This is a genomic window from Streptomyces sp. NPDC054794 (assembly GCF_053611585.1).
Genome location: NZ_JBSHAQ010000020.1, coordinates 1 through 25,412, shown reverse-complemented (window position 1 = coordinate 25,412; position 25,412 = coordinate 1). Strand labels below are relative to the sequence as shown.

27 protein-coding genes and 6 tRNA genes are annotated in these 25,412 nt (G+C 72.2%); 22 read left to right on the top strand and 11 right to left on the bottom strand.

What is annotated here, in order from left to right; translation table 11 throughout:
* The first annotated feature begins 48 nt into the window (after positions 1–48).
* Positions 49–555 carry an RNA polymerase sigma factor gene (locus ACWGKT_RS22000; protein WP_453275016.1) on the top strand — a complete coding sequence of 169 codons (507 nt, stop codon included), beginning with the start codon at positions 49–51 and terminating at the stop codon, positions 553–555.
* Positions 556–600: 45 nt separating this feature from the next.
* Positions 601–1,098, top strand: coding sequence for a GNAT family N-acetyltransferase (locus tag ACWGKT_RS21995; protein ID WP_356143746.1), 498 nt, complete (start codon positions 601–603; stop codon positions 1,096–1,098).
* Here the strand turns inward: ACWGKT_RS21995 and ACWGKT_RS21990 are convergent.
* Both ACWGKT_RS21990 and ACWGKT_RS21985 read right to left on the bottom strand, forming a co-directional pair.
* Positions 1,088–1,513 (bottom strand): hypothetical protein, encoded by a 426-nt coding sequence (locus ACWGKT_RS21990; RefSeq protein ID WP_453275015.1) that lies wholly within the window; start codon positions 1,511–1,513, stop codon positions 1,088–1,090. The two genes, ACWGKT_RS21995 and ACWGKT_RS21990, sit on opposite strands and share 11 nt — an antisense overlap.
* 1 nt (position 1,514) lies before the next feature.
* Entirely contained in the window at positions 1,515–1,874 is a 360-nt protein-coding gene (locus ACWGKT_RS21985; RefSeq protein WP_356143742.1) for a hypothetical protein, read from the bottom strand.
* A gap of 113 nt (positions 1,875–1,987) precedes the next feature.
* Here ACWGKT_RS21985 and ACWGKT_RS21980 point away from each other — a divergent pair, with 113 nt between their 5' ends.
* From ACWGKT_RS21980 to ACWGKT_RS21940, 9 genes are all read left to right on the top strand, one after another.
* Positions 1,988–2,638, top strand: coding sequence for an HAD family hydrolase (locus ACWGKT_RS21980; protein ID WP_453275014.1), 651 nt, complete (start codon positions 1,988–1,990; stop codon positions 2,636–2,638).
* Positions 2,639–3,011: 373 nt separating this feature from the next.
* Positions 3,012–4,055 carry a methionine ABC transporter ATP-binding protein gene (locus ACWGKT_RS21975; RefSeq protein ID WP_453275013.1) on the top strand — a complete coding sequence of 348 codons (1,044 nt, stop codon included), beginning with the start codon at positions 3,012–3,014 and terminating at the stop codon, positions 4,053–4,055.
* Positions 4,052–4,798, top strand: a complete 747-nt coding sequence (locus ACWGKT_RS21970; RefSeq protein ID WP_453275012.1) for a methionine ABC transporter permease — start codon at positions 4,052–4,054, stop codon at positions 4,796–4,798. The genes ACWGKT_RS21975 and ACWGKT_RS21970 overlap by 4 nt, the downstream gene beginning before the upstream one ends.
* Positions 4,799–4,906: 108 nt before the next feature.
* Complete coding sequence (locus ACWGKT_RS21965; protein WP_356143735.1) at positions 4,907–5,743, top strand: MetQ/NlpA family ABC transporter substrate-binding protein; 837 nt, start codon at positions 4,907–4,909, stop codon at positions 5,741–5,743.
* A gap of 141 nt (positions 5,744–5,884) precedes the next feature.
* Positions 5,885–6,523 (top strand): GNAT family N-acetyltransferase, encoded by a 639-nt coding sequence (locus tag ACWGKT_RS21960; RefSeq protein ID WP_356143733.1) that lies wholly within the window; start codon positions 5,885–5,887, stop codon positions 6,521–6,523.
* A gap of 125 nt (positions 6,524–6,648) precedes the next feature.
* A complete protein-coding gene (gene cbiE / locus ACWGKT_RS21955; protein ID WP_453275011.1) occupies positions 6,649–7,860 on the top strand; it encodes a precorrin-6y C5,15-methyltransferase (decarboxylating) subunit CbiE in 1,212 nt (403 codons plus the stop codon).
* 346 nt (positions 7,861–8,206) lie between these two features.
* Entirely contained in the window at positions 8,207–12,253 is a 4,047-nt protein-coding gene (cobT, locus tag ACWGKT_RS21950; RefSeq protein ID WP_453275010.1) for a nicotinate-nucleotide--dimethylbenzimidazole phosphoribosyltransferase, read from the top strand.
* Between the two features lie 144 nt (positions 12,254–12,397).
* On the top strand, positions 12,398–13,642 hold the full coding sequence (cobA, locus tag ACWGKT_RS21945) for a uroporphyrinogen-III C-methyltransferase (RefSeq protein WP_453275009.1): 1,245 nt from the start codon (positions 12,398–12,400) through the stop codon (positions 13,640–13,642).
* A gap of 64 nt (positions 13,643–13,706) precedes the next feature.
* Entirely contained in the window at positions 13,707–14,525 is an 819-nt protein-coding gene (locus ACWGKT_RS21940; protein WP_453275008.1) for a TrmH family RNA methyltransferase, read from the top strand.
* Positions 14,526–14,549: 24 nt separating this feature from the next.
* Here the strand turns inward: ACWGKT_RS21940 and ACWGKT_RS21935 are convergent, their stop codons facing one another.
* Positions 14,550–15,890 (bottom strand): protein kinase domain-containing protein, encoded by a 1,341-nt coding sequence (locus ACWGKT_RS21935; protein WP_453275088.1) that lies wholly within the window; start codon positions 15,888–15,890, stop codon positions 14,550–14,552.
* A gap of 196 nt (positions 15,891–16,086) precedes the next feature.
* On the opposite strand from ACWGKT_RS21935, the gene ACWGKT_RS21930 reads away from it, so the two are divergent.
* From ACWGKT_RS21930 to ACWGKT_RS21915, 4 genes are all read left to right on the top strand, one after another.
* Positions 16,087–16,362 (top strand): hypothetical protein, encoded by a 276-nt coding sequence (locus ACWGKT_RS21930; protein ID WP_235460824.1) that lies wholly within the window; start codon positions 16,087–16,089, stop codon positions 16,360–16,362.
* 197 nt (positions 16,363–16,559) lie between these two features.
* A complete protein-coding gene (locus tag ACWGKT_RS21925) occupies positions 16,560–16,757 on the top strand; it encodes a hypothetical protein (RefSeq protein WP_235460825.1) in 198 nt (65 codons plus the stop codon).
* A 169-nt stretch (positions 16,758–16,926) separates the two neighbouring features.
* Positions 16,927–17,877, top strand: a complete 951-nt coding sequence (locus tag ACWGKT_RS21920; RefSeq protein WP_453275007.1) for a phosphotransferase family protein — start codon at positions 16,927–16,929, stop codon at positions 17,875–17,877.
* A gap of 80 nt (positions 17,878–17,957) precedes the next feature.
* Positions 17,958–18,263 (top strand): TFIIB-type zinc ribbon-containing protein, encoded by a 306-nt coding sequence (locus ACWGKT_RS21915; protein ID WP_356143720.1) that lies wholly within the window; start codon positions 17,958–17,960, stop codon positions 18,261–18,263.
* 57 nt (positions 18,264–18,320) lie between these two features.
* Here the strand turns inward: ACWGKT_RS21915 and ACWGKT_RS21910 are convergent.
* From ACWGKT_RS21910 to ACWGKT_RS21890, 5 genes are all read right to left on the bottom strand, one after another.
* Positions 18,321–18,392, bottom strand: a tRNA-Val gene (locus tag ACWGKT_RS21910).
* 11 nt (positions 18,393–18,403) lie between these two features.
* Positions 18,404–18,475: transfer RNA gene (locus tag ACWGKT_RS21905), tRNA-Val, on the bottom strand.
* Between the two features lie 35 nt (positions 18,476–18,510).
* A tRNA-Val gene (locus ACWGKT_RS21900) sits at positions 18,511–18,582 on the bottom strand.
* Between the two features lies 1 nt (position 18,583).
* Positions 18,584–18,657 (bottom strand) — tRNA-Cys (locus tag ACWGKT_RS21895).
* Positions 18,658–18,695: 38 nt separating this feature from the next.
* Positions 18,696–18,768: transfer RNA gene (locus ACWGKT_RS21890), tRNA-Gly, on the bottom strand.
* Positions 18,769–18,954: 186 nt separating this feature from the next.
* Between ACWGKT_RS21890 and ACWGKT_RS21885 the strand changes: the two genes are divergently transcribed.
* The 3 genes from ACWGKT_RS21885 to ACWGKT_RS21875 all read left to right on the top strand — a co-directional run bounded on the left by ACWGKT_RS21885 (position 18,955) and on the right by ACWGKT_RS21875 (position 21,723).
* Complete coding sequence (locus ACWGKT_RS21885; protein WP_453275006.1) at positions 18,955–20,007, top strand: chorismate-binding protein; 1,053 nt, start codon at positions 18,955–18,957, stop codon at positions 20,005–20,007.
* On the top strand, positions 20,004–20,825 hold the full coding sequence (locus ACWGKT_RS21880; protein ID WP_453275005.1) for an aminotransferase class IV: 822 nt from the start codon (positions 20,004–20,006) through the stop codon (positions 20,823–20,825). The genes ACWGKT_RS21885 and ACWGKT_RS21880 overlap by 4 nt, the downstream gene beginning before the upstream one ends.
* Before the next feature lie 73 nt (positions 20,826–20,898).
* The gene (locus tag ACWGKT_RS21875; RefSeq protein ID WP_453275004.1) at positions 20,899–21,723 is read left to right on the top strand and encodes a GNAT family N-acetyltransferase; all 825 of its coding nucleotides are present in this window, start codon (positions 20,899–20,901) and stop codon (positions 21,721–21,723) included.
* A gap of 2 nt (positions 21,724–21,725) precedes the next feature.
* Here the strand turns inward: ACWGKT_RS21875 and ACWGKT_RS21870 are convergent, their stop codons facing one another.
* Complete coding sequence (locus tag ACWGKT_RS21870; protein WP_356159217.1) at positions 21,726–22,247, bottom strand: DsbA family protein; 522 nt, start codon at positions 22,245–22,247, stop codon at positions 21,726–21,728.
* Positions 22,248–22,451: 204 nt separating this feature from the next.
* On the opposite strand from ACWGKT_RS21870, the gene ACWGKT_RS21865 reads away from it, so the two are divergent.
* Together ACWGKT_RS21865 and ACWGKT_RS21860 are read left to right on the top strand one after the other, a co-directional pair.
* Positions 22,452–22,895: a hypothetical protein gene (locus tag ACWGKT_RS21865; RefSeq protein ID WP_453275003.1), complete on the top strand. Its 444-nt coding sequence runs from the start codon at positions 22,452–22,454 to the stop codon at positions 22,893–22,895.
* 197 nt (positions 22,896–23,092) lie between these two features.
* Entirely contained in the window at positions 23,093–23,245 is a 153-nt protein-coding gene (locus ACWGKT_RS21860) for a hypothetical protein (RefSeq protein WP_235458847.1), read from the top strand.
* Between the two features lie 66 nt (positions 23,246–23,311).
* On the opposite strand, the gene ACWGKT_RS21855 is transcribed toward ACWGKT_RS21860, so the two are convergent.
* Together ACWGKT_RS21855 and ACWGKT_RS21850 are read right to left on the bottom strand one after the other, a co-directional pair.
* Positions 23,312–23,872, bottom strand: a complete 561-nt coding sequence (locus ACWGKT_RS21855; protein WP_453275002.1) for a CGNR zinc finger domain-containing protein — start codon at positions 23,870–23,872, stop codon at positions 23,312–23,314.
* A gap of 265 nt (positions 23,873–24,137) precedes the next feature.
* The gene (locus ACWGKT_RS21850) at positions 24,138–24,551 is read right to left on the bottom strand and encodes an SsgA family sporulation/cell division regulator (protein WP_004002642.1); all 414 of its coding nucleotides are present in this window, start codon (positions 24,549–24,551) and stop codon (positions 24,138–24,140) included.
* Positions 24,552–24,741: 190 nt separating this feature from the next.
* Between ACWGKT_RS21850 and ACWGKT_RS21845 the strand changes: the two genes are divergently transcribed.
* Both ACWGKT_RS21845 and ACWGKT_RS21840 read left to right on the top strand, forming a co-directional pair.
* Positions 24,742–25,209 (top strand): TIGR02611 family protein, encoded by a 468-nt coding sequence (locus tag ACWGKT_RS21845; protein WP_453275001.1) that lies wholly within the window; start codon positions 24,742–24,744, stop codon positions 25,207–25,209.
* Positions 25,210–25,294: 85 nt separating this feature from the next.
* Positions 25,295–25,366, top strand: a tRNA-Val gene (locus ACWGKT_RS21840).
* Positions 25,367–25,412 lie beyond the last annotated feature (46 nt).

The following is a 25,412-nucleotide window of genomic DNA, read 5'->3' as shown; positions in this document are numbered from 1 at the left end:
GCGGCCGTCCCGGCAACCTGCCGCCGGGGCGGCCGCGTCGTTGTGCATATGACGCACGATCTGGTGGCCGCCCTGAGCCCCCTGCTCACCGCGGAGGCCGCCGCCGAGGCATTTGCCTGCGGAACCGAACCGGGTGATCTGGAACAGGCCGTCTGGCTGCGCCTGCTGGAGCGCCTGGAGTCCGACGGGCCACCGCTCGATCCACAGGGGTGGCTGCGCAAGGCCGTCCGTGCCGAGGCGCGCCGCAGCCGTCGTACGTCCCGGGTCGAGCGGCCCTACGACGCGGAACCCGCCGACGACAGTGGCACCGGCCCGGAGCAGCTCGCACTGGCCGCCGCCCGCCACCGCGCCCTGCGCGAGGCGGTCCGCCGGCTGCCCGGTCGCTGCCCCCGGCTCATGGAGGCCCTGCTCTCCCCGAAGGACCTCACATACCGGGAGATCGCGGGGGAGTTGGGTATCTCACAGGGCAGTCTCGGACCGGAACGTTCCCGATGTCTGGGTTGTCTGCGACGTTTGCTCACACCGGAGGTTGCTTCCCGCGAACTGCGGGGATAGGAGTGGGGGACGACAGGCGATCAGGTGAGCGGGAGGCGTGCGCACATGGGCATGAGCGTGACCATCTCGGTGGCGACCGAGCAGGACGCTGAGCAGATCTTCAAGCTGCAGTACCTGTGCTTCCAGAGCGAGGCGGCGCTGTACGGCAACTACCGCATCGACCCGCTCGTCCAGAGCCTGGACTCCCTCCGTCAGGAGGTCGCCGCCGACTGCGTCTTCGTCGCCCGGCTCGGCGCGGAGGTCGTCGGCTCGGTGCGCGGCCATGTGACCGAGGACGGTGCGGCCGCCATCGGCAAGCTCTGCGTCCACCCCCGCCTGCAGGGCCACGGCATCGGCGCCCGACTGCTGCGCGCCGCCGAGGCGGCCCTCGCCGAGGAACGCGGCGCCAAGAAGTTCCGCCTGCACACCGGCCACCGCAGCGAGGGCAACCTGCGGCTGTACCGGCGGGTGGGGTACGAGACGGTGGGGACGTCCGAGGGCGCGGACGGCGTGCTGATGATCGTCCTGGAGAAGTCCGCGGGCGCGTACGCGACTACGGCGTGACGGCGGTACGCGACTTCCGCAGCCAGTACAGGGCCGACACCGGCAGCAGCACGGGGATGAGCAGGTACCCCGCGCCGTAGTCGGACCAGACCGTCGCGTCCGGGAAGGCCGACGGCTCGACCAGGGTCCAGGTACCGACGACGAGCACGCCCGCGAGTTCGGCGGCGCAGCACACCAGCGCCGCCTTGCGGGCCGTCTCGCCGCCGCGCACCAGCGTGTACGTGATGAACCCGTACACGACGCCCGCGACCGCGGACAGCGAATACGCGAGCGGAGCCCGGTCGAAGTCGGTCGCGATCTGCACGGCGGACCGCGACACGGCCCCGACGACCATCACGCCGTAGAGCCAGACGAGCAGTGTCCCCGGTCCGCTGATGAGCCGGGACTTCGCCGGCTTCTCCTCCGTGGCGGTCAACTCACCCTCCCCAGATGTCGAAGAGCCGCACTTCGAGTACGGCCAGCACCACACCGCCCGCGGCGGCGGTCACCGAACCCCAGCGGGTCCGCTCGGCCAGCGACATGAACCCCGCCGCCGGCACACACGCGAACGCGCCCAGCAGATACGCCACGAAGATCGTCGTGCCCTGCTCCGGCTTCTCGCCCCGCGCCAGCTGTACGACCCCGATCACCAGCTGCACCAGGGCCAGCACCGACACCACGGCCATGCCGATGAAGTGCCAGTCCTTGGTCGGCTGGTCACGGTAGGCGGCCCAGCCGCACCAGGCGGCGAGCAGCAGCGCGGCGACACCGGTCACCAGCGTCAGGGCATTGAGCATGCGGCGACCCTATTACGGCCCGAATGGTCCGTTGCGCGCGGGCCCGCCTCGTCGGACCCGCGACGGCATCGGCCCCGCGGGGTGAGCCCGAGGCGCGCCGTAGGGTCTAGACCATGACGATCCACGCACACGCCCTTCTGTTCGACAACGACGGCACCCTGGTCTCCTCCCTCGACTCCGTCGAGCGCTGCTGGACGCGATGGGCCGGTGAGTACGGGATCACGGCCGAGGACTTCGGGCGGGTGGAGCTGCACGGGCGGACCGCCGCCGAGATCGTCGCCGACCTGCTGCCCACCCGCCGCGTGCCGGAGGCGGTCGCGCGGGTCGAGCAGCTGGAGGTGGAGGACGTACCCAACGGGGGAGTACGGCTGCTGCCCGGCACGAAGGACGTGCTGGACGCCCTGCCGGCCGACCGGTGGGCCGTCGTCACCTCCGCCACCCGGCGACTGGCCGAGGCGCGACTCGACGCCGTCGGAATCCGGCCGAAGACCTTCGTCTCCGCTGACGACATCACGCGCGGCAAGCCCGACCCTGAGCCGTACCTGCTCGCCGCCCGTCAGTTGGGCGTCGACCCGGCCCACTGCGTGGTCTTCGAGGACGCCCCGGCCGGGCTCCGGGCCGGGCGCGCCGCCGGCATGACCACCGTGGCGTTGACCACAACCCACCGCGCCCACGAGCTGGTCGCCGACCTGGTGGTCGAGGACCTGTCCGACCTGTCGGTCCTGGTCACCGACGCGGGCGTGGAGATATCCGTCCGCCGCTGACCCCTGTCCGCCGCTGTCCAGCATGTGGACGGCGGCGGCTTGTCAGGACCGTACGTCTGGTTTACTGATCGCATGACCACGACGAGCAGCCGCACCCTTGCGACCGAGGCGACCATGACGCCCGGTGCTCGCTGTATGTGTCGAATGTGCGCCTTCTAGAGGGCCCCCGCACCACCTGAGCCTCGCGCCCCGAAGCGAGAGCCGTGGCACGTCCGCGTGTCGTCGAACGACATCCGCGACGCAAGCCGCCCCGCGAACGCACATGTTCTCCCCCGGTTCCATCGCCACCGCGAGAACCGTGCCGCGTCCCTGAACGAATGCACCTGTGCCCGGGCACATCCACGCCCGCGCACTCGACAGTGACGGAATCACAGTGATCACCACATCGGGCCTGAGCAAGGTCTACCGCTCGCGCGGCCGCGAGGTCACCGCCCTCGACGGCGTCGATCTCCATGTCCGCGAAGGCGAGGTGTACGGCGTCATCGGCCAGTCCGGTGCCGGAAAGTCCTCGCTCATCCGCTGCGTCAATCTGCTGGAGCGTCCCACCGCCGGGACCGTGACCGTCGCCGGGCAGGACCTCACCGCCCTCGCGGGCCGAGGACCGCGCGCCGGCAAGGAACTGCGCCGGGCGCGCAGCCGGATCGGCATGGTCTTCCAGCACTTCAACCTGCTGTCCACGCGCACGGTGCAGGACAACGTCGAACTGCCGCTGGAGATCCTCGGACACTCGGGCAAGGAGCGTTCTCGCAAGGCGCTCGAACTCCTCGACCTGGTCGGTCTCGCCGACACTGCGGGGGCCTACCCGGCCCAGCTCTCCGGCGGCCAGAAGCAGCGCGTCGGCATCGCCCGCGCCCTGGCCGGCGACCCCAGGGTGCTGCTCTCCGACGAGGCCACCAGCGCCCTCGACCCGGAGACCACCCGCTCCATCCTCCAACTGCTGCGCGACCTGAACCGGCAGCTGGGCCTGACCGTCCTGCTCATCACGCACGAGATGGACGTGGTCAAGAGCGTCTGCGACTCGGCCGCCCTGATGGACAAGGGTCGCATCGTCGAGTCCGGCACCGTCAGCGAACTGCTCGCCACCCCCGGCTCCGAACTGGCCGCCGCGCTGTTCCCCGTCGGCGGCGAGGCCACCGGCGCCGACCGGACGGTGCTCGACGTCACCTTCCACGGCGAGGCCGCCACCCAGCCGGTCGTCTCCCGGCTCTCGCGCACCTACAACATCGACATATCGATCCTCGGCGCCGCCATCGACACCGTCGGCGGCCTCCAGATCGGCCGCATGCGCATCGAACTGCCCGGCCGTTACGAGGACAACGTCGTGCCGATCGGCTTCCTGCGCGAACAGGGCCTGCAGATCGATGTCGTCGACCAGGCGGCCCAGGAGTCCGTGCTGGTGAAGGAAGGTGCCAAGTGACCTGGACCGACTATTCAGCGATGCAGCCCCTACTGTCCCAGGCCTGTTGGGACACGCTCTACATGGTCGGCTGGTCCACCGTCATCGCCGTCGTCGGCGGCCTTCCGCTCGGCGTCCTGCTCGTCCTCACGGACCGGGGCGGACTGCTGCAGAACGTCGTGGCCAACAAGGTCATCGGGCAGGTCGTGAACATCGCCCGCTCGATGCCGTTCATCATCCTGATGGTCGCGCTGATGAGCTTCACCCGCACCGTCACCGGGACCACCATCGGGCGCGAGGCGGCCATCGTGCCGCTCGCCATCGGCGCCATCCCCTTCTTCGCGCGTCTCGTTGAGACGGCTGTCCGCGAAGTGGACGGCGGGCTCGTCGAGGCCGTCCAGTCGATGGGCGGCAACACCTGGACCGTCGTCCGCAAGGTCCTCGTCCCGGAGTCCCTGCCCTCCCTCATCTCCAGCACCACGACCACGATCGTCGCCCTCATCGGCTACTCCGCCATGGCCGGCACGGTCGGCGCCGGCGGCCTCGGCGACATCGCCATCCGCTACGGCTACCAGCGCTTCGAGACGCAGATGATGTGGATCACCGTGGCGATCCTCGCCGTCGTCATCTCGGCCATCCAGTTCGCCGGCGACTACGCGGCCCGCTCCCTGCACCGGCGCGGCGGCCGCTCGGGCCCCGCGCCGAAGCTGCGCCTGCTCAAGGCCGAGGCGCCCGCGGCCACCGATGTGAGCAAGGCCGCCTGAGCACCTCCGGCCGCCCGAGCACCCCCACAGACTCCCCGTTCACCCAAGACGGGGTCTCCCCGTCGACCCAGGACGGGGTCGCACCACCCCATAGGAAAGGCACTTTTCGTGCGTAACACCGCCAAGATCACCACCGCTGTCCTCGCCGCCGGAGCCCTCGCCCTCGGGCTCACCGCCTGCGGCTCCGACAAGGACTCCGCCTCCGGCTCCGCCGACTACAGCGGTCCGCTGGTCGTCGCCGCGAGCCCCACCCCGCACGCCGAGATCCTGAACTTCGTCCAGAAGAACCTGGCGAAGAAGGCGGGCCTCGACCTGGAGGTCAAGGAGTTCACGGACTACATCGCCCCGAACACGGCGACCGAGGACGGCTCCGTGGGCGCCAACTACTTCCAGAACCAGCCGTATCTGGACGACTTCAACAAGAAGCGCGGCACCCACATCGTGCCCGTCGTCACGGTGCACCTGGAGCCGCTCGGCCTCTACTCCCACAAGGTGAAGAGCACCGACGCCCTCAAGAGCGGTGCGACCGTCGCCGTCCCGAACGACACCGTGAACGAGGCGCGTGCCCTGAAGCTGCTCGCCGCGAGCGGTCTCATCACGCTCAAGGACGGCGTCGGCACGGAAGCGACCCCGCAGGACATCACCAAGAACCCGAAGAACCTGAAGTTCAAGGAGGTCGAGGCGGCCCAGACCCCGCGCTCCCTGGAGGACGTGGACGCCGCGGTGGTCAACGGCAACTACGCCATCTCCGCGGGCCTCAAGCCCGCCTCGGACGCCATCGTCCTGGAGTCCGCGAAGGACAACCCGTACGGCAACTTCCTCGCGGTCAAGAAGGGCAACGAGAAGGACCCGCGGGTCGAGAAGCTCGCCAAGCTCCTGACCTCGCCCGAGGTGAAGAAGTTCATCGAGGACAAGTACCAGGGCTCGGTCATCGCGTCCTTCTGACGGGGCGTATACCGCGTATCGCCACGCACGGGGTCCACTCACTCACCAGGAGTGGGCCCCGTTGTGGGGTTGAGTGGTTTCATGCTGCATGCTGGGCAGTTGAGCAGCCCCTGAAGGTTTCCGAAGGTTACGGAGCGGCGCATGACTAGCACCTTCCCCAACATCTCCATCAACACGGAGCGGTTGGTGCTGCGTCCCCTCGACGAGGACGACGTGCCCGCACTGGCCGAAATGATGAACGACGAGCAGGTCGGCGCCTGGACCGACGTCGCCCAGCCGTTCACCGAGGACGGCGCCCGGCACTGGATCACCGAGTACGCGCCCGCCGAACGCGCCGCCGGCCGCGGTCTGGACCTCGCCGTCACCGAGTTCCTCACCCAGCGCCTGGTCGGCATCGTCCAGCTGACCAAGACCAACTGGCACATCAGGTCCACCGAGCTGTCGTACATCGTCGCCCCCTGGGCGCGCGGCGAGGGCTACGCCTCCGAGGCCGCGCTCGCCACCGCCCAATGGCTGTTCGGCGACCAGAAGTTGGAGCGCATCGAGCTGCGCACCGCCGCCGACAACACCGCGTCCCAGCAGGTCGCCCAGAAGATCGGCTGCATCAGCGAGGGCGTGCTGCGCAACGCGTGCATAGTCCACGTCCGCACCGAGGACGGCACCTGGACCGACGTACGCACCGACTTCATCGTGTGGAGCCTCCTGCCGGAGGACCTGGAGGGCGCGGGCGAGCAGCTCGCCGACTCCGACGGTTTCACGTCGTTCTCCGACTGGAACTGAGAACGCGGGGCCTGCCAGGCCGCCGCCCCCGTCGCGCGCCGCCCGTCTCCACCAGGTAGTCTCACGGAGCCCGCGTAGGGGCCCCAACCCCTGACGACCTGCGAAAACCCGGGAGACTGACGACGATGGCCGACCGCGTCACGGTGATCGGCTGGGACGGCTCGCCGCTGACCGCGGCGGCCCGCGCCGCCCTGGGCGCGGCCACACTCGTCGCGGGCGCGGCCCACCACCTCGCGCTTCCTGAGCTGCCTGGCACGGCCGAGCGCATCCGCCTCGGCAGCCTCGCCCTCGCCGCCCGCCGCATCGCCGCCCACCGCGGCAGCGCGGTCGTGCTCGCCGACGGCGACCCCGGCTTCTTCGGTGTCGTACGGACCCTGCGCGCGCCCGAGTTCGGCCTGGAGGTCGAAGTCGTTCCCGCCGTCTCCTCCGTGGCCGCCGCCTTCGCCCGCGCCGGCATGCCCTGGGACGACGCCCATGTGGTCGTCGCACATCGGCGCACCCTGCGACGCGCGGTAAACGTGTGCCGCGCCCATACCAAGGTCGCCGTCCTCACCTCACCTGGCGCCGGACCCGCCGAACTCGGACTGCTGCTGGAGGGCGTCCACCGCACCTTCGTCGTCTGCGAGGAACTCGGCACCGAGCGCGAGCAGGTCAGCGTCCTCACCTCCGACAAGGCACCCGACCACACCTGGCGCGACCCCAACGTCGTCATCGTCATCGGCGGCCCGGTGGGCGGCGGCGAGGGCGGCGGCTGGATCGCCGGACGCGACCCCGCGGCCGGTCCGCGCGGCTGGGTGCAGTCCGACGAGGCGTACGGCGCAGGACTCGGCGAGGGCGAGACCCAGCTGCTCCGGGCCGCCCAACTCGCCCACCTGGGACCGCGCGTCGGCGACCTCGTGTGGGACATCGGGTGTGGCAGCGGCGCGTTCGCCACCGAGGCCGCGCGGGCCGGCGCCGCCGTCATCGCCGTCGACCGGGACCCGCGGGCCTGCGCGCGCACCGACGCGGCCGCACGGAACTTCGGCGTCCAGCTCCAGATCGTGCACGGCACCGCTCCGCACGTCCTGGAAAACCTGCCCGAACCGGACGTCGTCCGGGTCGGCGGCGGGGGAGCGGCCGTGGTCTCGGCGGTCGCCGACCGCCGCCCGCAGCGCATCGTCACGCACGCCGCGACCCGCGACGCCGCGGAACTCATCGGGCGGGACCTGACGGAGCACGGATACCGGGTCGAGTGCGCCTTGACGCAGTCCGTCGAACTCGACACCCGGGCCTGGACGGAGACCGAGCGGAACGTCGTATTCCTGCTCAGTGGGGTTCTGCCGGATCGCGCCCCGTGATCCTGTTGTCGTACCGCGCGCGGTAGGCTGGCCGATCGTTGTACCGCTCCAGGTGGCCCGGAGATTCGTTCGTCAATGTCCGGAAAACGCGCCCGTTTTGGGGTGGGTGTGGTACGGCAGAACCGGAGGACGCGCAACGTGGCGCAGTCCACAACGGGCTGTCGCGGATCAAGCTGTCGCGACGGTCGCACGGCCGGAAGAATGCCACCGAATGGCTTTGTCGCCTTTTCCGGGCGGGTCGTTCGTGCCGCTGGGCACGCACGCTCGTTCTTCACTGCGGGGCGGTCGGTGCGCCGTTCCGGGTGAGCTGGTCGTAGAAGCACTAATCGATGGGCGAGGGGTACGCATGACGGACACCGGCCAGGTCCCGGGCGAGGGGCTGCCGGAGAGCGCAGGCAGGGTGGAGCAGCCGGGCGTCCCCGCGCACGGCATGTACACCTACCTCTCCGAGACCACCGCCGAGGACGAAGACCTCCTCCTGCCGGGTGCCCAGAGCGCGTGGGGCAACGAGGTGCCGCCGCCCGCCCCGGAGCCGCTCGTCGAGGCCGTCCACGAGCCGGGCCCGCACGAGACCGCCGGCCGCGACAGCGGTTCCGTGGACCTCAGCGGCGTTCGCCTGCCGGACTCGCCCGTGTCGGTCCCGCCGTCCCCGATCCTCTCGGTCCCGCACGAGCAGACCGCGCAGTCGGCCCCGCGCCGCCCGCTGCACCTCGGCCCGCCGATCCCCGACGCCTCCGCCAGCCCGGTCCGCTCCCTCGCCGACCGCGGCCCCGCTGGCGCGCCCGTACGGCAGGCGGGTGCGCCGACCGGCGGCCCCGAGTACCTCGACGTCCAGGCGCTGCGCGAGATGGCCCCGCAGAGCGCGGCGCCCTGGGGCGCGCCGCATACGCCCGTGGCACAGGTGGGTTCTCAGGCCCAGGCTGCGGAAACGGTTGTTCCGGTTGTGTCGGTGACGGAACCGGCCGCCGATCCGTCCGGCGCCGCTCAGGCCGCCGTGACCCGCCTCGCCACGCAGGCGGCAGGTGTGCAGATGACCGGGGACGCGACGCCCGCCCTGGGCACCGGTCCCGAGGCCCCGGTGACCGTGCACGGGCACGACGGGATGCAGCCCGCCCACGGGCACGACGGCGTGTACGCCGTGCCGGCCGGGGAGCCGACCGAGGGCGCCCAGGGCCAGGTGGCCGGGGGTGCGGATGTGCCCGACGCGACCATGAACTCCGAGGGCGGCCCGGCGGGCGTTCAGGGGGGCGAGGTTCCCGAAGCCGCGCAGGCCCAGGTTGTGGAAGGCCCGCGGTTCCCGGAGCCGGTACCGGTACCGGCCCAGGGCGCGGACATCGCCGATGCCGCCCAGGGCGCGGTGCCTTCCGAGGGTGCTCCGGTCCAGGAAGTCGGCCCTGCCGCCGATGCGGTGGTGGTCCACCCCGGTGCGCCCGTCGACGCCCCCGCCGCCGAACAGGACGCCGTACAGCACGCCGTTCAGGCCACTTCCCACGGCGAGGGCATCGCCATGCCCATCGTGGCGGAAGCCGCCGTGGAGGCCCAGCCTCAGGAACAGCAGGCGCAGGCCGCCGCGCTCGTCCCGGAGCAGCCGTCGGTCGACGGCGCCCAGCAGCCGCAGCCGGAGGCCGCCGCTGCCGTGCCCGTTCCCGCCGACGAAGCGCAGGCCGCCGCCGTCCCGCATCCCGTGGAGCCCGTCGGCCCGGAGGTCGAGGCGTTTCAGCCGACCGCGGAGCCCGGCGGTCCGCAGGCCCAGCCGTCCGCGCCCATCGTGGTCGAGCCGGCCCAGACGGAACCGGTCGCGGTCGCGCCGGCGACCGTCGTCGCACCCGAAGCCGTGGTCGCACCGGTCGCCGCGGCCATGGCGGCCGCTCCGACGGAAACGGCAACCGCTCCGACGGAGGCACCGGCACCCGCCCAGGGCCCCACCGCCGACGCGGACGTCCACGCGACGGCTCCCCTGACCGACGCGCCCGTCGCCGTATCGGGACCCGCCGCTCCCGGAGCCGCACCCGAGCCCGCCCAGGAACTTCTGCCCGGCCTCCCGTCCGAGCCCGGCGCCCTCGCGGCCACCCCCGTCGCCGCCGCGCCCGGCGCCCCCCCGGCCACCCCCGTACCCGAGGCTCCCGCCGCAGCCGCGGAGCCCGGCATCCCGGTACCCGTGACCGAAGTCGCCACGCCCGACACCGTGTCGGAGCCCGGCACACCGGTTGTCGTCGCGCCCGTGCCCCCCTCCGCGCCCGCCGCTTCCGAGACCGCGGCGGACCCCGGCACCCCCGAGGCCACCACCCAGCCCGGCACCCCCGAAGCGCCGGCCCCCGCCGAGCCCACCACCGCCGAGCCCACCCCCCTGCCGGGCAGCGTCCCGCTGGCGCCGCGGGCGGACCAGCCGCTGGGGCAGTTCGTGCCGGTCGAGGGGACGGTGCCGACCACCCCGCACCTGGCCCCGACCCCGCCGCAGCCGCTGGTGCTGCCCTTGCGGGATCCGCAGGGTCCCGTCGCCTCGGTGCCCGCCCCGCGCGAGGCCGAACCCGCTCCCGTGCCGGCCGCGCCGCAGGAGGAGCCCCACCCCGAAGTCGTACAGCACGCGGAGGACCTGGACACCCGGGTCGCCGATCAGGAAGAGAGCACGGCCGCCGTGGCAGAAGCACAACCCTCCACCGGCCCGGCCGCGCCCGGCTACGACGTCGCCGAGCGCGAGGCCGTCCTGAAGGTGATGCGCGAGCGCCGCGACATCCGCAACGGCTTCCGCAGCGACCCGATCCCGCACGAGGTGCTGCTCCGCGTCCTGGAGGCCGCCCACACGGCGCCGTCCGTGGGCCACTCGCAGCCCTGGGACTTCGTCGTCATCCGGTCCGCCGAGACCCGGCGGACCATGCACGAACTGGCCATGAGCCAGCGCGACGCGTACGCCAAGTCGCTGCCCAAGGGCCGGGCGAAGCAGTTCAAGGAACTGAAGATCGAGGCCATCCTCGACACCCCGGTGAACATCGTCGTCACCGCCGACCCGACCCGCGGCGGCCGGCACACCCTCGGCCGGCACACCCAGCCGCAGATGGCGCCTTACTCCGCCGCGCTCGCCGTGGAGAACCTCTGGCTCGCCGCCCGCGCCGAGGGCCTCGGCGTCGGCTGGGTCAGCTTCTTCGACGAGCGCGAGATGGTCCGCACCCTCGGCCTGCCGGAGCACCTGGAGGTCATCGCCTACCTGTGCGTCGGGTACGTCGACGAGTTCCCGGACGAGCCCGAGCTGATGCAGGCGGGCTGGTCCAAGCGCCGCCCGCTGTCGTGGGTCGTGCACGAGGAGACGTACGGCCGCCGCGCCCTGCCCGGCGAGGACCCGCACGACCTGCTCAACGAGACCGTGGCCGGCATCCGCCCGCTGGACGCCAAGGCGCTCGGCGAGGCCTGGGAACGGCAGAAGCGGATGACGAAGCCGGCCGGCGCGCTCGGCATGCTGGAGATCATCTCCGCGCAGCTGGCGGGCCTGTCCCGGCAGTGCCCGCCGCCGATCCCGGAGCCCGCGGCCGTCGCGATCTTCGCGGGCGACCACGGCGTGCACGCCCAGGGCGTCACCCCCTGGCCGCAGGAGGTCACCGCCCAGATGGTGGCGAACTTCCTCGGCGGGGGAGCGGTCTGCAACGCCTTCGCCAACCAGGTGGGCGCCGAGGTCTGCGTCGTCGACGTGGGTGTCGCCGCCGACCTGCCCGCCACGCCCGGCCTGCTGCCCCGCAAGATCCGTGCGGGCACGTCCGACATGACCACGGGCCCCGCGATGACCCGCGAGGAGGCCAAGGCGGCCATCGAGGTGGGCATCGAGACCGCCCGCGACCTGGTGGCGGCCGGCAACAAGGCGCTGCTCACCGGCGAGATGGGCATCGCGAACACCACCGCGTCCGCCGCCCTGATCTCGGTGTTCACGGGCGCCGACCCGGCCGAGGTCACGGGTCGTGGCACCGGCATCAACGACGAGACCCTGGCCCGCAAGACCGAGGTCGTCCGCCGCGCCATCGAGTTCCACCAGCCCGATCCTGCCGACCCGATCGGCGTCCTCGCGGCGATCGGTGGCTTCGAGCACGCGGCGATCGTCGGCCTGCTCCTCGGCGGCGCCTCGCTGCGTACGCCGGTGATCCTGGACGGCGTCAGCGCCGGCGCCGCCGCGCTGGTCGCCCGCGCCATCGCCCCCGAGGTCCTCGCGGCCTGCATCGCGGGCCACCGCAGCGCCGAGCCCGGCCATGTCGCCGCCCTCAACAAGCTCGGCCTGCGCCCCCTGGTCGACCTCGACCTGCGTCTGGGCGAGGGCACCGGCGCGCTGCTCGCCCTGCCGCTGGTGCAGAGCACGGCACGGGCGATGCACGAGGTGGCGACCTTCGACTCGGCCGGAGTCACGGAGAAGTAGCCGCGGCGGCGCGGGTGGTCCGGTGTTCAGCCGTCGGACCACCGCGCCGCCCACCCCGTCCGCACCTTAAAATCCGCACGTCAGGGCCGCTCCGAAGGCGCAGCGCGCCCACCGCACCGCCGCCTGTACGAGGAGCCGCCCCTCATGGCCGAACACCCTGCCTACCCCGTAGGCCTCCGCCTCACCGGCCGCCGCGTGGTCGTCCTCGGCGGCGGCCAGGTCGCCCAACGCCGACTCCCGGCCCTCATCGCGGCCGGCGCGGACGTCCTTCTCGTGTCCCCGGAAGCGACCCCCTCGGTCGAGGCCATGGCGGACGCCGGCGAGATCGCCTGGCAGCGCCGCCGCTACGAGGACGGAGACCTGGCGGACGCCTGGTACGCCCTCATCGCCACCAGCGACGCCGAGGCCAACGCCGCCGCCTCCGCCGAGGCCGAGCGGCACCGCGTCTGGTGCGTCCGCTCCGACGACGCCGACGCGGCCACCGCCTGGACCCCGGCGACCGGCCACAGCGAGGGCGTCACGGTCGCCGTGCTGACGACGGACGTCCGCGGCCGTGACCCCCGGCACACCGCCGCCATCCGCGACGCGGTCGTGGAGGGCCTGCGCGACGGCACGCTCGTCGCCCCGCACCACCGCACCCGCACGCCCGGCGTGGCCCTGGTCGGCGGCGGTCCCGGCGACCCCGACCTCATCACGGTGCGCGGCCGTCGCCTGCTCGCCGAGGCGGACGTCGTCATCGCCGACCGGCTCGGCCCGCGCGACCTGCTCGCCGAACTCCCCCCGCACGTCGAGGTGATCGATGCGGCGAAGATCCCGTACGGCCGTTTCATGGCCCAGGAGGCCATCAACAACGCGCTGATCGAGCACGCCCGGCAGGGCAAGTCCGTCGTGCGGCTCAAGGGCGGGGACCCCTATGTCTTCGGCCGGGGCATGGAGGAGGTCCAGGCGCTGGCGGAGGCCGGGATCCCGTGCACGGTCGTGCCCGGCATCTCCAGCTCGATCTCCGTGCCGGGCGCGGCCGGCATCCCGGTCACCCACCGGGGCGTCGCCCATGAGTTCACCGTGGTCAGCGGCCATGTCGCCCCCGACGACGAGCGCTCGCTGGTCGACTGGCCGTCCCTCGCGAAGCTCACCGGCACCCTGGTGATCCTGATGGGCGTCGACAAGATCGGGAAGATCGCCGAGACGCTCGTCGCCCACGGGAAGTCCCCGGACACCCCGGTCGCCCTGGTCCAGGAGGGCACGACGGCGGCCCAGCGCCGCGTCGACGCGACCCTGGCGACCGTCGCCGAGACCGTGCGCGCCGAGGACGTGAAGCCCCCGGCGGTCATCGTCATCGGCGCGGTCGTCGGCGTGGGTCCGCGGTCCGCCGCGGAGCCCTCCGAGTAACCGCGGGTAACAAGACCCGTTCCGAGCCGTTGGCACCACACCCAGGACAAGGCAGTATCACCCTGTGGCCGATCTCATCACCGTTGAGGACCCCGACGACCCGCGCCTGCGCGACTACACGGGTCTGACCGACGTCGAGCTGCGCCGCAAGCGCGAACCGGCGGAAGGCCTGTTCATCGCCGAGGGCGAGAAGGTCATCCGCCGCGCCAAGGACGCCGGCTACGAGATGCGCTCCATGCTGCTCTCGGCCAAGTGGGTCGACGTCATGCGCGACGTCATCGACGAACTCCCGGCGCCCGTCTACGCGGTCAGCCCGGAACTCGCCGAGCAGGTCACCGGCTACCACGTGCACCGCGGCGCGCTCGCCTCCATGCAGCGCAAGCCGCTGCCGACGGCGGCGGAGCTGCTGCGCTCCGCCCGCCGGGTGGTGGTCATGGAGTCCGTGAACGACCACACCAACATCGGCGCGATCTTCCGGTCGGCCGCCGCGCTCGGCATGGACGCGGTGCTGCTGTCGCCCGACTGCGCCGACCCGCTCTACCGCCGCAGCGTCAAGGTCTCCATGGGCGCGGTCTTCTCCGTGCCGTACGCCCGCCTGGACAGCTGGCCCAAGAGCCTGGAGTCGGTCCGGGAGGCCGGGTTCAACCTCCTGGCGCTCACCCCGGACGAGAAGGCCACGTCCCTGGACGAGGCCGCCCCGCACCGCATGGACCGGGTGGCCCTGATGCTCGGCGCGGAGGGCGACGGCCTGTCCACCCAGGCCCTGGTCGCCGCCGACGAATGGGTCCGCATCCCCATGTCCCACGGCGTCGACTCCCTCAACGTGGGCGCGGCGGCCGCGGTCGCCTTCTACGCGGTGGCCACCGGCCGCCCCGAGTCCTGAGGAACCGGCAGCCCCGCGCTCCGGCTACTCCCTGACGTCCGGCGCAACGGGCACGCGCGCGTGCCCGTTCCCGTGACCGCTCGACACGACGCTCCCGATGTCGCCGAGCCCGCGCGAGGGCCCCTGGCAGCCCTGGGCCACCGCGATGCCGAGGGCGACCAGCAGGGTCACCACGACGAACACGAACAACCGCTGCCGCAGCAGCCGCGGATTGGCGGGCCGCCGGCCGGTCCCCGTGGTGCGCGGCCCCGGACGGCCGGCACCGCTGCGCGGGGCGGGGCGGCTCCCGCTCCCGGACCGCGTGGTGCCCCGCGAGGCGGGCGTCTGACGCGCCCCGCCCGGCCGCGACGGGACACCGCCGCCGCGTGCGGGCGTACCGCCCCGGGACGCGGGGCCGCCGCGCGGCAGGGGCGTGCCCGGGGAGGACTGCGGACGCCGCTGCGCGCGCTGCTGCTCCGGATAGCTCTCGGTGTGCCGCCCCGTGGGCCGGTCCGCCTCCGCGGTGCGCGGCGCGGGCGGCCGTACGTCGGTCATGCCCTGCGCCTCGCGGGCCGCGATCTCCTTGAGCCGCAGCGAGAGTTGGAGCGTGCTGGGCCGCTCCTCGGGGTCCTTCGCCAGACAGGCGCGCACCAGCGGGGCGAGCGCGTCCGGTACGCCGTGCAGCAGCGGCTCCTCGTGGACCACGCGGTAGAGCATCACCTCGGAACTGCCGTGCCCGAAGGGCGAGTCACCGGTCGAGGCGTACGCCAGCGTCGCACCGAGGGCGAACACGTCCGTGGCGGGCGTGACGGCCGCGCCCCGCACCTGCTCGGGCGCCAGGAAGCCGGGGGAGCCGACCGCCGTGCCGACGTGCGTGAGGGTGGAGGCGCCGGTCGCCCAGGCGATGCCGAAGTCGATGATCCGCGGCCCCTTCGGGGACAGCAGGATGTTGGACGGCTTCAGGTCCCGGTGCACGACGCCGGCCTCGTGGACCGCGACGAGCCCCTCGGACAGGGCGGCACCGATCGCCGCCGCCTGCGCCGTCGCGAGCGCCCCCTCTTCGGCGACCTTGTCGTGCAGGGAGGGGCCGGGCACGTACTGCGTGGCGAACCACGGCCGGTCGGCGTCCAGATCCGCCGCGACCAGCCGTGCCGTGCACCCGCCCCTGATCCGCCGCGCCGCCGAGACCTCGCGCGCGAACCGGGACCGGAACTCCTGATCCTCCGCCAGATCGGGGCGGATGACCTTCAGGGCGACCCGCTGCCCTTTCTTGTCGGAGCCCAGGTAGACCACGCCCATGCCGCCCGCGCCGAGCCGTCTGTGAAGCCTGAACGAGCCGACGACGCGCGGGTCCTCGCGCCTCAGGCGCATCATCGCCATGTTCATCCCCGCTGCCCGGTCCGTGTGACGTGGCACAGCTTACGTTTCCACAGCCGCCTGCGCGCAGAGGCCGCGCCCTCTCGGCCCGATGGATTGTCAGTGCCGGGTGGGAGAATTGAAGGGTGGTCAGAGAGCGGGCGAACGGGGCGCCTTTGGCCGAGCCGTGAACCCAACCAGCCGTCACAGAAGGGGGATTGGACGAGTGAAGGGTGACCGGGTGGAGATAGTCGTGGACGCGGGGGACACGACCCGCACGTACGAGGTGGTGGCGAGCAGAGCGGGCCGCAGGGTGGAGACGGCGGTACGCCGAGGTGTCGTGGAAGTGAGCGAAGTCACGCGAAGCGGCACCGTGGTCCGTACCGCCCGCTTCATGGCGAACCGAGTCCTGGCCCTGGTCGAGCAGCCGGTGCCGCGCGAGGACAGCTCGGAAAAACGGGAACACTCCGGGCGCCCACTCCGGGATGACCCTGAGTCCTAGGTCCCCGTCTCCACCCAGGGGAGTAGTCCACAGGTGAGAGCTCATCCTCGGGGAGGCCCGCCAATCGGTACGAAGGCATGACGCCCGCCGGGCGCCGCGCGCCTAGATTTGAGGTCAAGCGGCGGGTGCAGCACTCGTCCCCCGAGGTCAGACATCCGCCGCTGCCAACGACAACTGAGACGGTCAGGAGAGGGACCATGGCCCACCCGGCACCGCGGACTTTCATCCGCACCCAGGGACGCACCGCGTTCCGTACGCGCCGCACGGGCCGTCGCCACCCCTTGGTGGCGACGCTGATGGCCCTTCCCCTGGCAGCGCTGCTCCTCCTCGTCTTCGACGGCTGGGAGACAGTGGCGACACAGGCGTCGTCCGTGGGCGTGATGCTGGGGCGCTGAGCGGCGACCCCAGGCCCGGAAGAGCGGTCCGGGCGGGGACATCCACCCATGAAACCCCGTGGGGACGGGGGTGCGGCGGACGGCACAGATGCCGGCGCAGCTGGGGAGCTGCGCCGGCATTGCTGTGCGCGTACGCTCGCCGGACATCCGTTGCCGCCCGAGGGACCCCGTGACCGCAGACGTACTCCCGCATCTCTCCGCCCAGGCCACCGCCACGGCCCACCCCGGTGGCGCCCCCTGTGCCTGCGGAGCGAGCGTCACCCTCGCCGACCGTCCCGATGTCACCGTCGTCCGGCACGGCGGCGCGGTCGCCAAGGCCCATGCCCGGGACACCGACCGGGCCGAGCTGGCGGTCCGGCTCGCCACGGCCGCCCGGCACCCCGAGATCCTCCTCTCCCCGCTCACCCCGGATCCGGCCGCCGTGGCCGACCGCCCGGTGACCTTCTGGCCGTACGGCACCCCGGTGGACCCGGACGACCCGGACGCGGCCCCCTGGGAAGCCGCGGCCACCCTGCTCGCCCGGCTCCACCGCTGCCCGGCGCCCGTGGACCTGCCCCCGATGCGCGGACCCGCCAAGGCCGCCCGCGCGATGGACCGGCTCCGGGCGGCCCTCTCCACCGCGCGCGAACCCCACCCCGCCGCGCCCCCGATCCGGCGCGCCTGGGCCGCCCTCCCGCCCTGGGCCCGCGCAGAGGCTCCCATGCCCGGCCCCGGCGCCCTCTGCCACGGTGATCTGCACCTCGGCCAACTCGTCCGCCACCCGTCCCCGGACGGCCCATGGCGGCTGATCGACGTCGACGACCTCGGCCTGGGCGTCGCGGCCTGGGACCTCGCGCGGCCGGCCGCCTGGTACGCCTGCGGTCTCCTCCCGCCCGACGAATGGACCCGCTTCCTGACCGCCTACCGCGTGGCCGGCGGCCCGGCGGTGCCCGCGTACGGCGATCCCTGGCCCGCCCTGGACGTCCCGGCCCGCGCCCTGACCGTCCAGGCCGCGGCCCTCGCCGTGACCAAGGCCCTGGCGGCAAACCGCCCGCTGGACGAGGTGGAGCAGGCCCTCGTCGACGCCTGTGACCGAATGGGTTCCGTACCCCCACAGTTGACGGGCGGATTCCCGAAGTAGGGTGCAACCGACCGGGGCCGGACTGAGTCTGTCCTGGGGAAACACGAAGCAGGACCTACCGGCGAGGAGTTGAGCCGACCATGCAGTGTCCGAAGTGCCATGCGCAGATGCACACGTACAACCGCAATGGCGTCCAGATCGAGCAGTGCAGCGGCTGCCGCGGCATCTTTCTCGACTACGGCGAGCTGGAGGCGCTGACCCGCCTGGAGTCCCAGTGGACCCAGCCCGCCCCGCCGCCCCCGGCCGCCCCGCAGGCGTACCCGGCGGCCCCTGCCGCGCCCGCCTGGGGCGCCCCGCACGGCGGTCACCACGGCGGCGGCCACTACGGCGGTCACGGCGGCCACCACCGTCACAAGAGCTTCGGCCACATGCTGTTCTCCAGCTGATCCGGGCGCATGACGAAGCCCCCGGCCGTTCGAGACGGCCGGGGGCTCCGGGATGTGTGGACGATACTGGGATTGAACCAGTGACCTCTTCCGTGTCAGGGAAGCGCTCTCCCGCTGAGCTAATCGTCCGGGATGCTGCGTGCGCGATACTGGGATTGAACCAGTGACCTCTTCCGTGTCAGGGAAGCGCTCTCCCGCTGAGCTAATCGCGCGGGGATCCTCGCGGATCAAGGTCCTTGCGGACCAGTGGACGATACTGGGATTGAACCAGTGACCTCTTCCGTGTCAGGGAAGCGCTCTCCCGCTGAGCTAATCGTCCTTGGAGGTGGAGACGGGATTTGAACCCGTGTAGACGGCTTTGCAGGCCGTTGCCTCGCCTCTCGGCCACTCCACCAGGAGTGTAGGGGATCGGGAAGACCCCTAGTTCCATCGAGCGGACGACGAGGCTCGAACTCGCGACCTCAACCTTGGCAAGGTTGCGCTCTACCAACTGAGCTACGTCCGCTTGTCGTTTCGGTCCGCTCCCGCGTCCCGGCGACGTGTTGAACTCTAGCGGATTCCCGGGCCAGTACAAAAACGCGTTTGCGCAGCGTGCTGCGCTGCACTCGCGGGAGGACGTGGTCAGGGCACCCACGGGCCATCCCGGGGCCGTCCCCAGTACACCCGCGACACCCGCCCTAGACTCGACTGCGTGCTCCACCTCCCTCCCCTCGCCCGCTTCGGCGACCGTGTCGCCACCGGCCTCCTCGACGTCACCAGCGACCCCGCGGCCCTGGACTCCACCGGGTTCTGGGCGGTCTGCGCCGACTTCGAGGGACGGCTGACCTGCGCCCGCTTCGCCCAGGTACGGCAGGGGCCCGTGCCCGCCCCGGTACCGGGGAGCTGGCAGGGCCCCGCGGTCGGTGACTGGACGTCGTCCCTCGACCGCGCCACGTACACGGCAGCCGTCCGCCGGATCCGCGAGCACATAGCGGCCGGCGAGGTCTACCAGGCCAACCTCTGCCGGGTGCTCTCCGCGCGCATCGCCCCCGACGCCGACGTGGACGCACTGGCCGCGCTGCTCGCGCGCGGCAATCCGGCGCCGTACGCAGGAACGATTCGGCTTCCGGAGCACGGAGTGGAGATCGCCACGGCCTCCCCCGAGCTCTTCCTGCGCCGCGCCGGGCGGGTCGTCGAGTCCGGACCGATCAAGGGCACCGGCCGCACCGAGGCGGACCTCCTGGAGAAGGACTACGCCGAGAACGTCATGATCGTGGACCTGGTCCGCAACGACATCGGGCAGGTCTGCGCCACCGGCAGCGTGACCGTCCCCGACCTGTGCGCCGTGGAGAAGCACCCCGGCCTCGTCCACCTGGTCTCCACGGTCCGCGGCGAACTGCGCGACGGCAACGGCTGGTCCCAGCTGCTCGCCGCCGCCTTCCCGCCCGGCTCGGTCACCGGCGCGCCCAAGTCCAGCGCCCTGCGGATCATCGACGCCCTGGAGACGGCGCCCCGCGGCCCCTACTGCGGCGGCATCGGCTGGGTCGACGCCGATGAGGGCACCGGTGAGCTGGCCGTGGGCATCCGCACCTTCTGGATCGACCGGCCGGCCGGGGGCGCGGCCGTCCTGCGCTTCGGCACCGGCGCCGGCATCACCTGGGGCTCCGACCCCGAGGGCGAGTGGCGGGAGACCGAGCTGAAGGCGTCCCGGCTGCTCGCGGTAGCGTCGGGAACGTACGAGGAAAGTGGAGAGGCTCTGTCATGAGGATCTGGCTCGACGGCGGACTGCAGGACATGGAGTCCGCCCGCGTCTCCGTGTTCGACCACGGGCTGACCGTGGGCGACGGCATCTTCGAGACGGTGAAGGCGGTCGACGGGAAGCCGTTCGCGCTCACCCGCCACCTCGACCGGCTGACCCGCTCGGCCCGGGGCCTGGGCCTGCCCGACCCCGACCACGACGAGCTGCGCCGCGCCTGCGCCGCCGTCCTGGAGGCCAACCCGATGCCGCTGGGCCGGCTGCGCATCACGTACACCGGCGGCCACGGCCCCCTCGGCTCCGACCGCGGCGAGCACGGCCCGACCCTGGTCGTCGCGCTCGGCGAGACCGGTCGCCGCCCCGACGCCACCGCCGTGATCACGGTCCCCTGGACCCGCAACGAGCGCGGCGCGCTCACCGGCCTGAAGACGACGTCGTACGCCGAGAACGTCGTCGCCCTCTCCCGCGCCCACCAACACGGCGCCTCCGAGGCCCTGTTCGCCAACACGCTCGGACAGCTCTGCGAGGGCACGGGCTCCAATGTCTTCGTCGTGCTCGACGGCGAGATCCACACCCCGCCGGTCGCCTCCGGCTGCCTGCCCGGCATCACCCGCGCCCTGACCGTCGAGTGGACCGGCGCCAAGGAGACCGACCTGCCGCTGGACGTCCTGGAACGCGCCGACGAGGTCTTCCTGACGTCCACCCTGCGTGACGTCCAGGCCGTGCACCGCGTCGACGACCGCGAACTCCCCGTCGCGCCGGGCCCGGTGACGGCCAAGGCGATGCGGATCTTCGACGAACGGTCCGGGGACGACCTCGATCCCTGACTGGCCCGGCCGCTCCCGGACCGCCCCGGAAATTGGGCTGCTCAGGGAGCCGGGAACGGGTAGAACACCCGTGATGACCACTACCCTGCGGCCGACCGAGCCGCTTCAGCGTGCCGACGACGGGGCGCTGTCGCGCCACTTCCAGGTGTGCGTGAACGGCCGTTCCGTCGGTGTGGTGCACCTGTCCACGCACCCCGTGTTCGGCCCCTCCGTCGCCCGGATCGACGATCTGCGCATCGAGGAGCCCGACCGCGGACGCGGCCGGGGCGCGGTGGCCGCGCTCGCCGCCGAGGAGGTGGCGCGCGGCTGGGGCTGCAGGCGCATCGAGGTCTCCGTGCCCGCCGACGCCGGGGGCGCGCTGCGGCTCAGCACGGCGCTCGGCTACGTCCACCGCAACCGCGGCATGCACAAGCCGCTCGGCGACACACCTCCCGGACTGCCCGCGGGCAGCCGGGGCAGAGCCATGACCGAGGCCGAGTACGAGCCCTGGCTCGTGCGCAAGCTCGCGGAGTACGCGCAGGACTGGATCGACCGCGGCGTACCCGAGGCCGAGGCGTGGGCCAAGTCGGAGCACGACCACGCACAGCTGCTGCCCCAGGGCCTGGCGACCGAGAACATGCTGGTGAGCGTGCTGGAGCAGGAGGGAGCCGGGGTCGGGACCCTGTGGCTGTCCCTCGCCGGGGACACGGCGTACGTCTACGACGTCGAGACCGACGAGCACGCCCGCGGCCGGGGCCACGGACGCTCCCTGATGCTGCTGGCCGAGGCGCAGGCGATCGCCGCCGGGAAGCGCGTCCTGGGCCTCAACGTCTTCGCCGGCAACACACCGGCCGAGCGGCTGTACGACTCACTGGGATACGTGCCGACGTCGTACGCGATGCACAAGAACCTGCTCTGAGGTCAGGCCCGCTCGGCCAGCAGCCGGTCCGCGATCTCCTCGACGCGCTCGCGCAGACCCTCCTGGCTCTTGCCGCCGTCGAGGCGCTCGCCGCCGATGACGTACGTGGGCGTGCCGGTCACGCCGATCGCCTTGCCCTCGGCCTGGTCGGCGTCGACGATCAGGATGTGCCGCCCGTCGATCAGCGCGGTGTCGAACTCCTCGGCGTCCAGGCCGAGTTCGCCGGCGATCTCGACCAGGAAGGGTTCTCCCTCGCGGTCCAGTTCCTCGACCCGGCCGAGCACGGCCTCCACGTACTCCCAGCCCTTCCCCTGCTCCAGAGCCTCCTCGGCGGCCTGCGCGCCGGCGAACGCGTGCTTGTGCTTCTCCAGCGGGAAGTGCCGCAGCCGCAGCTCCAGCCGGTCGCCGTAGCGGGCACGCAGGGCACGGAGGTCGTCCAGGGCGCTGCGGCAGTCCGGGCACTGGAGTTCGCACCAGACGTCGAGGACGGGGACTTCGGTGCTCGCGGGGGAGGAGTCGCTCATGCCCACCAGTCTCCCAGGCCGGGCCCCGGGGGCCGAATCGGGACCGCGTGCCGAGGACCGGCACCTGGGAAGGAGGCGACCCGGAGATGTCCCTGATGTCCGGCGGGACCGTGGCATCCCGGGGACCCGCAGGTGCACGATGGAGGGGACGCGGCGCACCGCGTTCGTCGCGCCGTGCCCGACCGAGCCCGCCAGGAGGACCGGATGATTGCCGAGACCGTCTGTTCCGCCGCGTCCGCGGCAGGACTGGGCATCGCCGTGGTCACCGCGTACCGCAAGCGCTTCCTCGCGGCCACCCGCATCGCGGCCTACTCGCTCGTGCCGGTCGGCCTGGTGATGACGGGTGTCGTCGGCTGGCTGGCCGACACCGCCTTCAGTCCCACCGCCTGGGCGGGCTTCGGTGTGCTGGGCATGGCCTGGGCCCTGTTCGCGACCACGCGCATCGTGGAGCGCCGGCGCGGAGGCACCCGCGCCGAGCGGAAGGCGGCCCGGGCCACACAGCGCGACGCGGTCGCCCCGGCGGCCTCGGCGCCCTCCCTCGAACCCGGCGCACGCCAGTCGACCCGGCCCGCGACGGCCCCCGCCGCGAAGAGCTCCGCCGACGACTTCAGCGACATCGAGGCCATCCTCAAGAAGCACGGCATATGACCCTCGCGTGACCGTTTGAAACGACACAGTGCGTCGGTGTGCGCCCACTGAAACGACACACTGCGTCGGTGGCGCGCCCGGAAGTGCTCATGGGTTGAGCCGATCCGGACCGAAGATCACGGAAAGCGGCGAACTCCCGCTCATTGCGGGCGTGTTGATCGCGTTCGGGGCGCCTGCTGCGTCATCATCGCCGCGAGATGCTGGACACAGAACAGAGCGAGGCCGCGCCGCCGAAGGACGAGCCCCGCGGGTGCCTCTTCGCCCTTTCCCAGCCACCGCTGATGATCTTCCTAGCGGTGATCGGGTGTCTGCTCCTCATGGCTGCGCTGCACGACCTGCTGTTGCTGTGAGCCGTACACGCCAGTCCCGGCGCCACCCGCCGGGCTGGCGTCGGCATCGAGGAGCCCGTCCGGCGATCAGCCGGCCGCCTCCTTGCGCCGCGCCCGGTACGCGGCCACGTGCAGCCGGTTCCCGCAGGTGCGGCTGTCGCAGTAGCGCCGCGAGCGGTTGCGGGAGAGATCGACGAAGGCGCGACGGCAGTCGGGCGCCTCGCAGCGCCGTAGCCGCTCCTGCTCGCCGGCGACCACGAAGAACGCCAGCGCCATCCCGCAGTCGGCCGCGAGGTGGTCGGCCACGGAGGCGCCGGGCGCGAAGTAGTGCACATGCCAGTCGTAGCCGTCGTGGTCGGTGAGCCGGGGGGTCGTGCCCGCGGCGGCGACCAGTTCGTTGATCAACCCGGACGCGGTCCGGGCATCAGGGGCCGCGAAGATCCCCGCGAACCGCCCGCGCACCTTGCGCACGGCCGACAGATCGAACTCCGACAGGACCCCGACATCGCTGATTTTGTGGTTTCGTACGAAATCTTCGAGGGTCGCGACATCCGGCAGCCCGTCCGTCGCGGAGTCGTCCTCCGGCACGGTGTTCACCAGATCCACCACGGTGTCGAGGGCGCACCGGGTGTCGTGGGTGATCAGCACGTTTCGCTCCCTGGCCTGGGGGGTCGGGCGGACGCCCGCCGATGCTGGCCGATGGTAGCGACAACGGTGCGGCCCGCATCGGGCCCGCCCCGCTGCCGGCTGCCTACTGGGAGAACGCCCGCGGCGCCTCGGTGGTTCCCGTGCGGGCAAGCCGACGCCGTCCCCGTGGGTTCACGGTGACGGCGTCGGTCCTGCCGTATGCGGTTGTCCTGGCCCGAGCCGTCTCCCCGAGTGGACGGCGCCGGGCGGCTTCGAGGGTCGCGGCCTAGCTTTCCGCCAGGATGTGCGACAGCTCCTGATCCAGATCGAAGTGCCGGTGCTCCGTGCCGGGAGGCACGGCGGCGTCCGTCCGCTTCAGGAACGACTCCAGGGCCCGCGCAGGGGCCTCCAGCAGAGCCTCCCCCTCCGGGGAGCTCAGGGCGATGCATACGACGCCCTGACCGTGACTACGGGACGGCCAGACGCGGACGTCGCCGGTGCCGGTGGGCCGATGCAGCCCCTCGGCGAGGAGGTCGCGGGCGAACACCCACTCGACGGTCTCCTCGGCTCCGGTGTGGAAGGTGGCGTGCACGGCGTAGGGGTCGGCCGTGTCGTACCGCAGGCCTGCGGGGACAGGCAGGGAGGACTCGCTCGACACAACGAGGCGCAGGTGCAGCTCGCAGCTGACCGTGGTGTTCATAAGCGCCAGGGCCTTTCGCTCAGTGTGCGCTCGGGGATTCGCACGTCGGCGAAATCGACATGCCACCTACGGTGCCGTTGTAAACCCCTCTGAGTGTTTTGCCTGTCTTTACGTAACTCTTCCGGCCGAGAACCAGTACGAGAGGTACGTCCATTCCGGTGACTGATTCGCTCCGGTAGGGTTTGGCCGTATGAATACGGGGAGTAACGGGGCGGGTGAGATCGCAGCGGTGTCGGACGAGGTGAAGGCTGACGGGGTGAAGGCGGACGTGGCGCAGGACGAGCGGGGACTCGGATCGCGGGCGCCGGAGTTCATCAGGGCGCGCCGCGCCCTGCATGTGAGCTGGCAGGTCGGCGTCTTCGTCGTCGGCCTCGCGGTCGTGGGCGTCGGCATCGTCATGCTTCCGCTGCCCGGGCCGGGGTGGGTGGTGATCTTCGGCGGCATGGCGATCTGGGCGACCGAGTTCGTCTGGGCCCAGCTCGTCCTGCGCTGGACGAAGCGGAAGGTCACCGAGGCGGCCCAGCGGGCGCTCGATCCCAAGGTGCGGCGCCGCAACATCACCCTGACCGTGATCGGTCTGGTGATCGTGGCGGTGCTGGTCGGGATCTACCTCTGGAAGTTCGGCATGGTGATGCCGTGGAAGCTCAAGGACCAGTGATCCGACCGTGCGGGGAGCGTGCGCCGGCCGACCGTCACCTGGTCGGAGGCACCGCCTGACTTGGGGTAATGTTCTTCCTGCGCCCGGGCGATTAGCTCAGTGGGAGAGCGCTTCGTTCACACCGAAGAGGTCACTGGTTCGAACCCAGTATCGCCCACCCGGGACGACGGCCCGTCTGCGACAGAGCAGACGGGCCCTCGTCG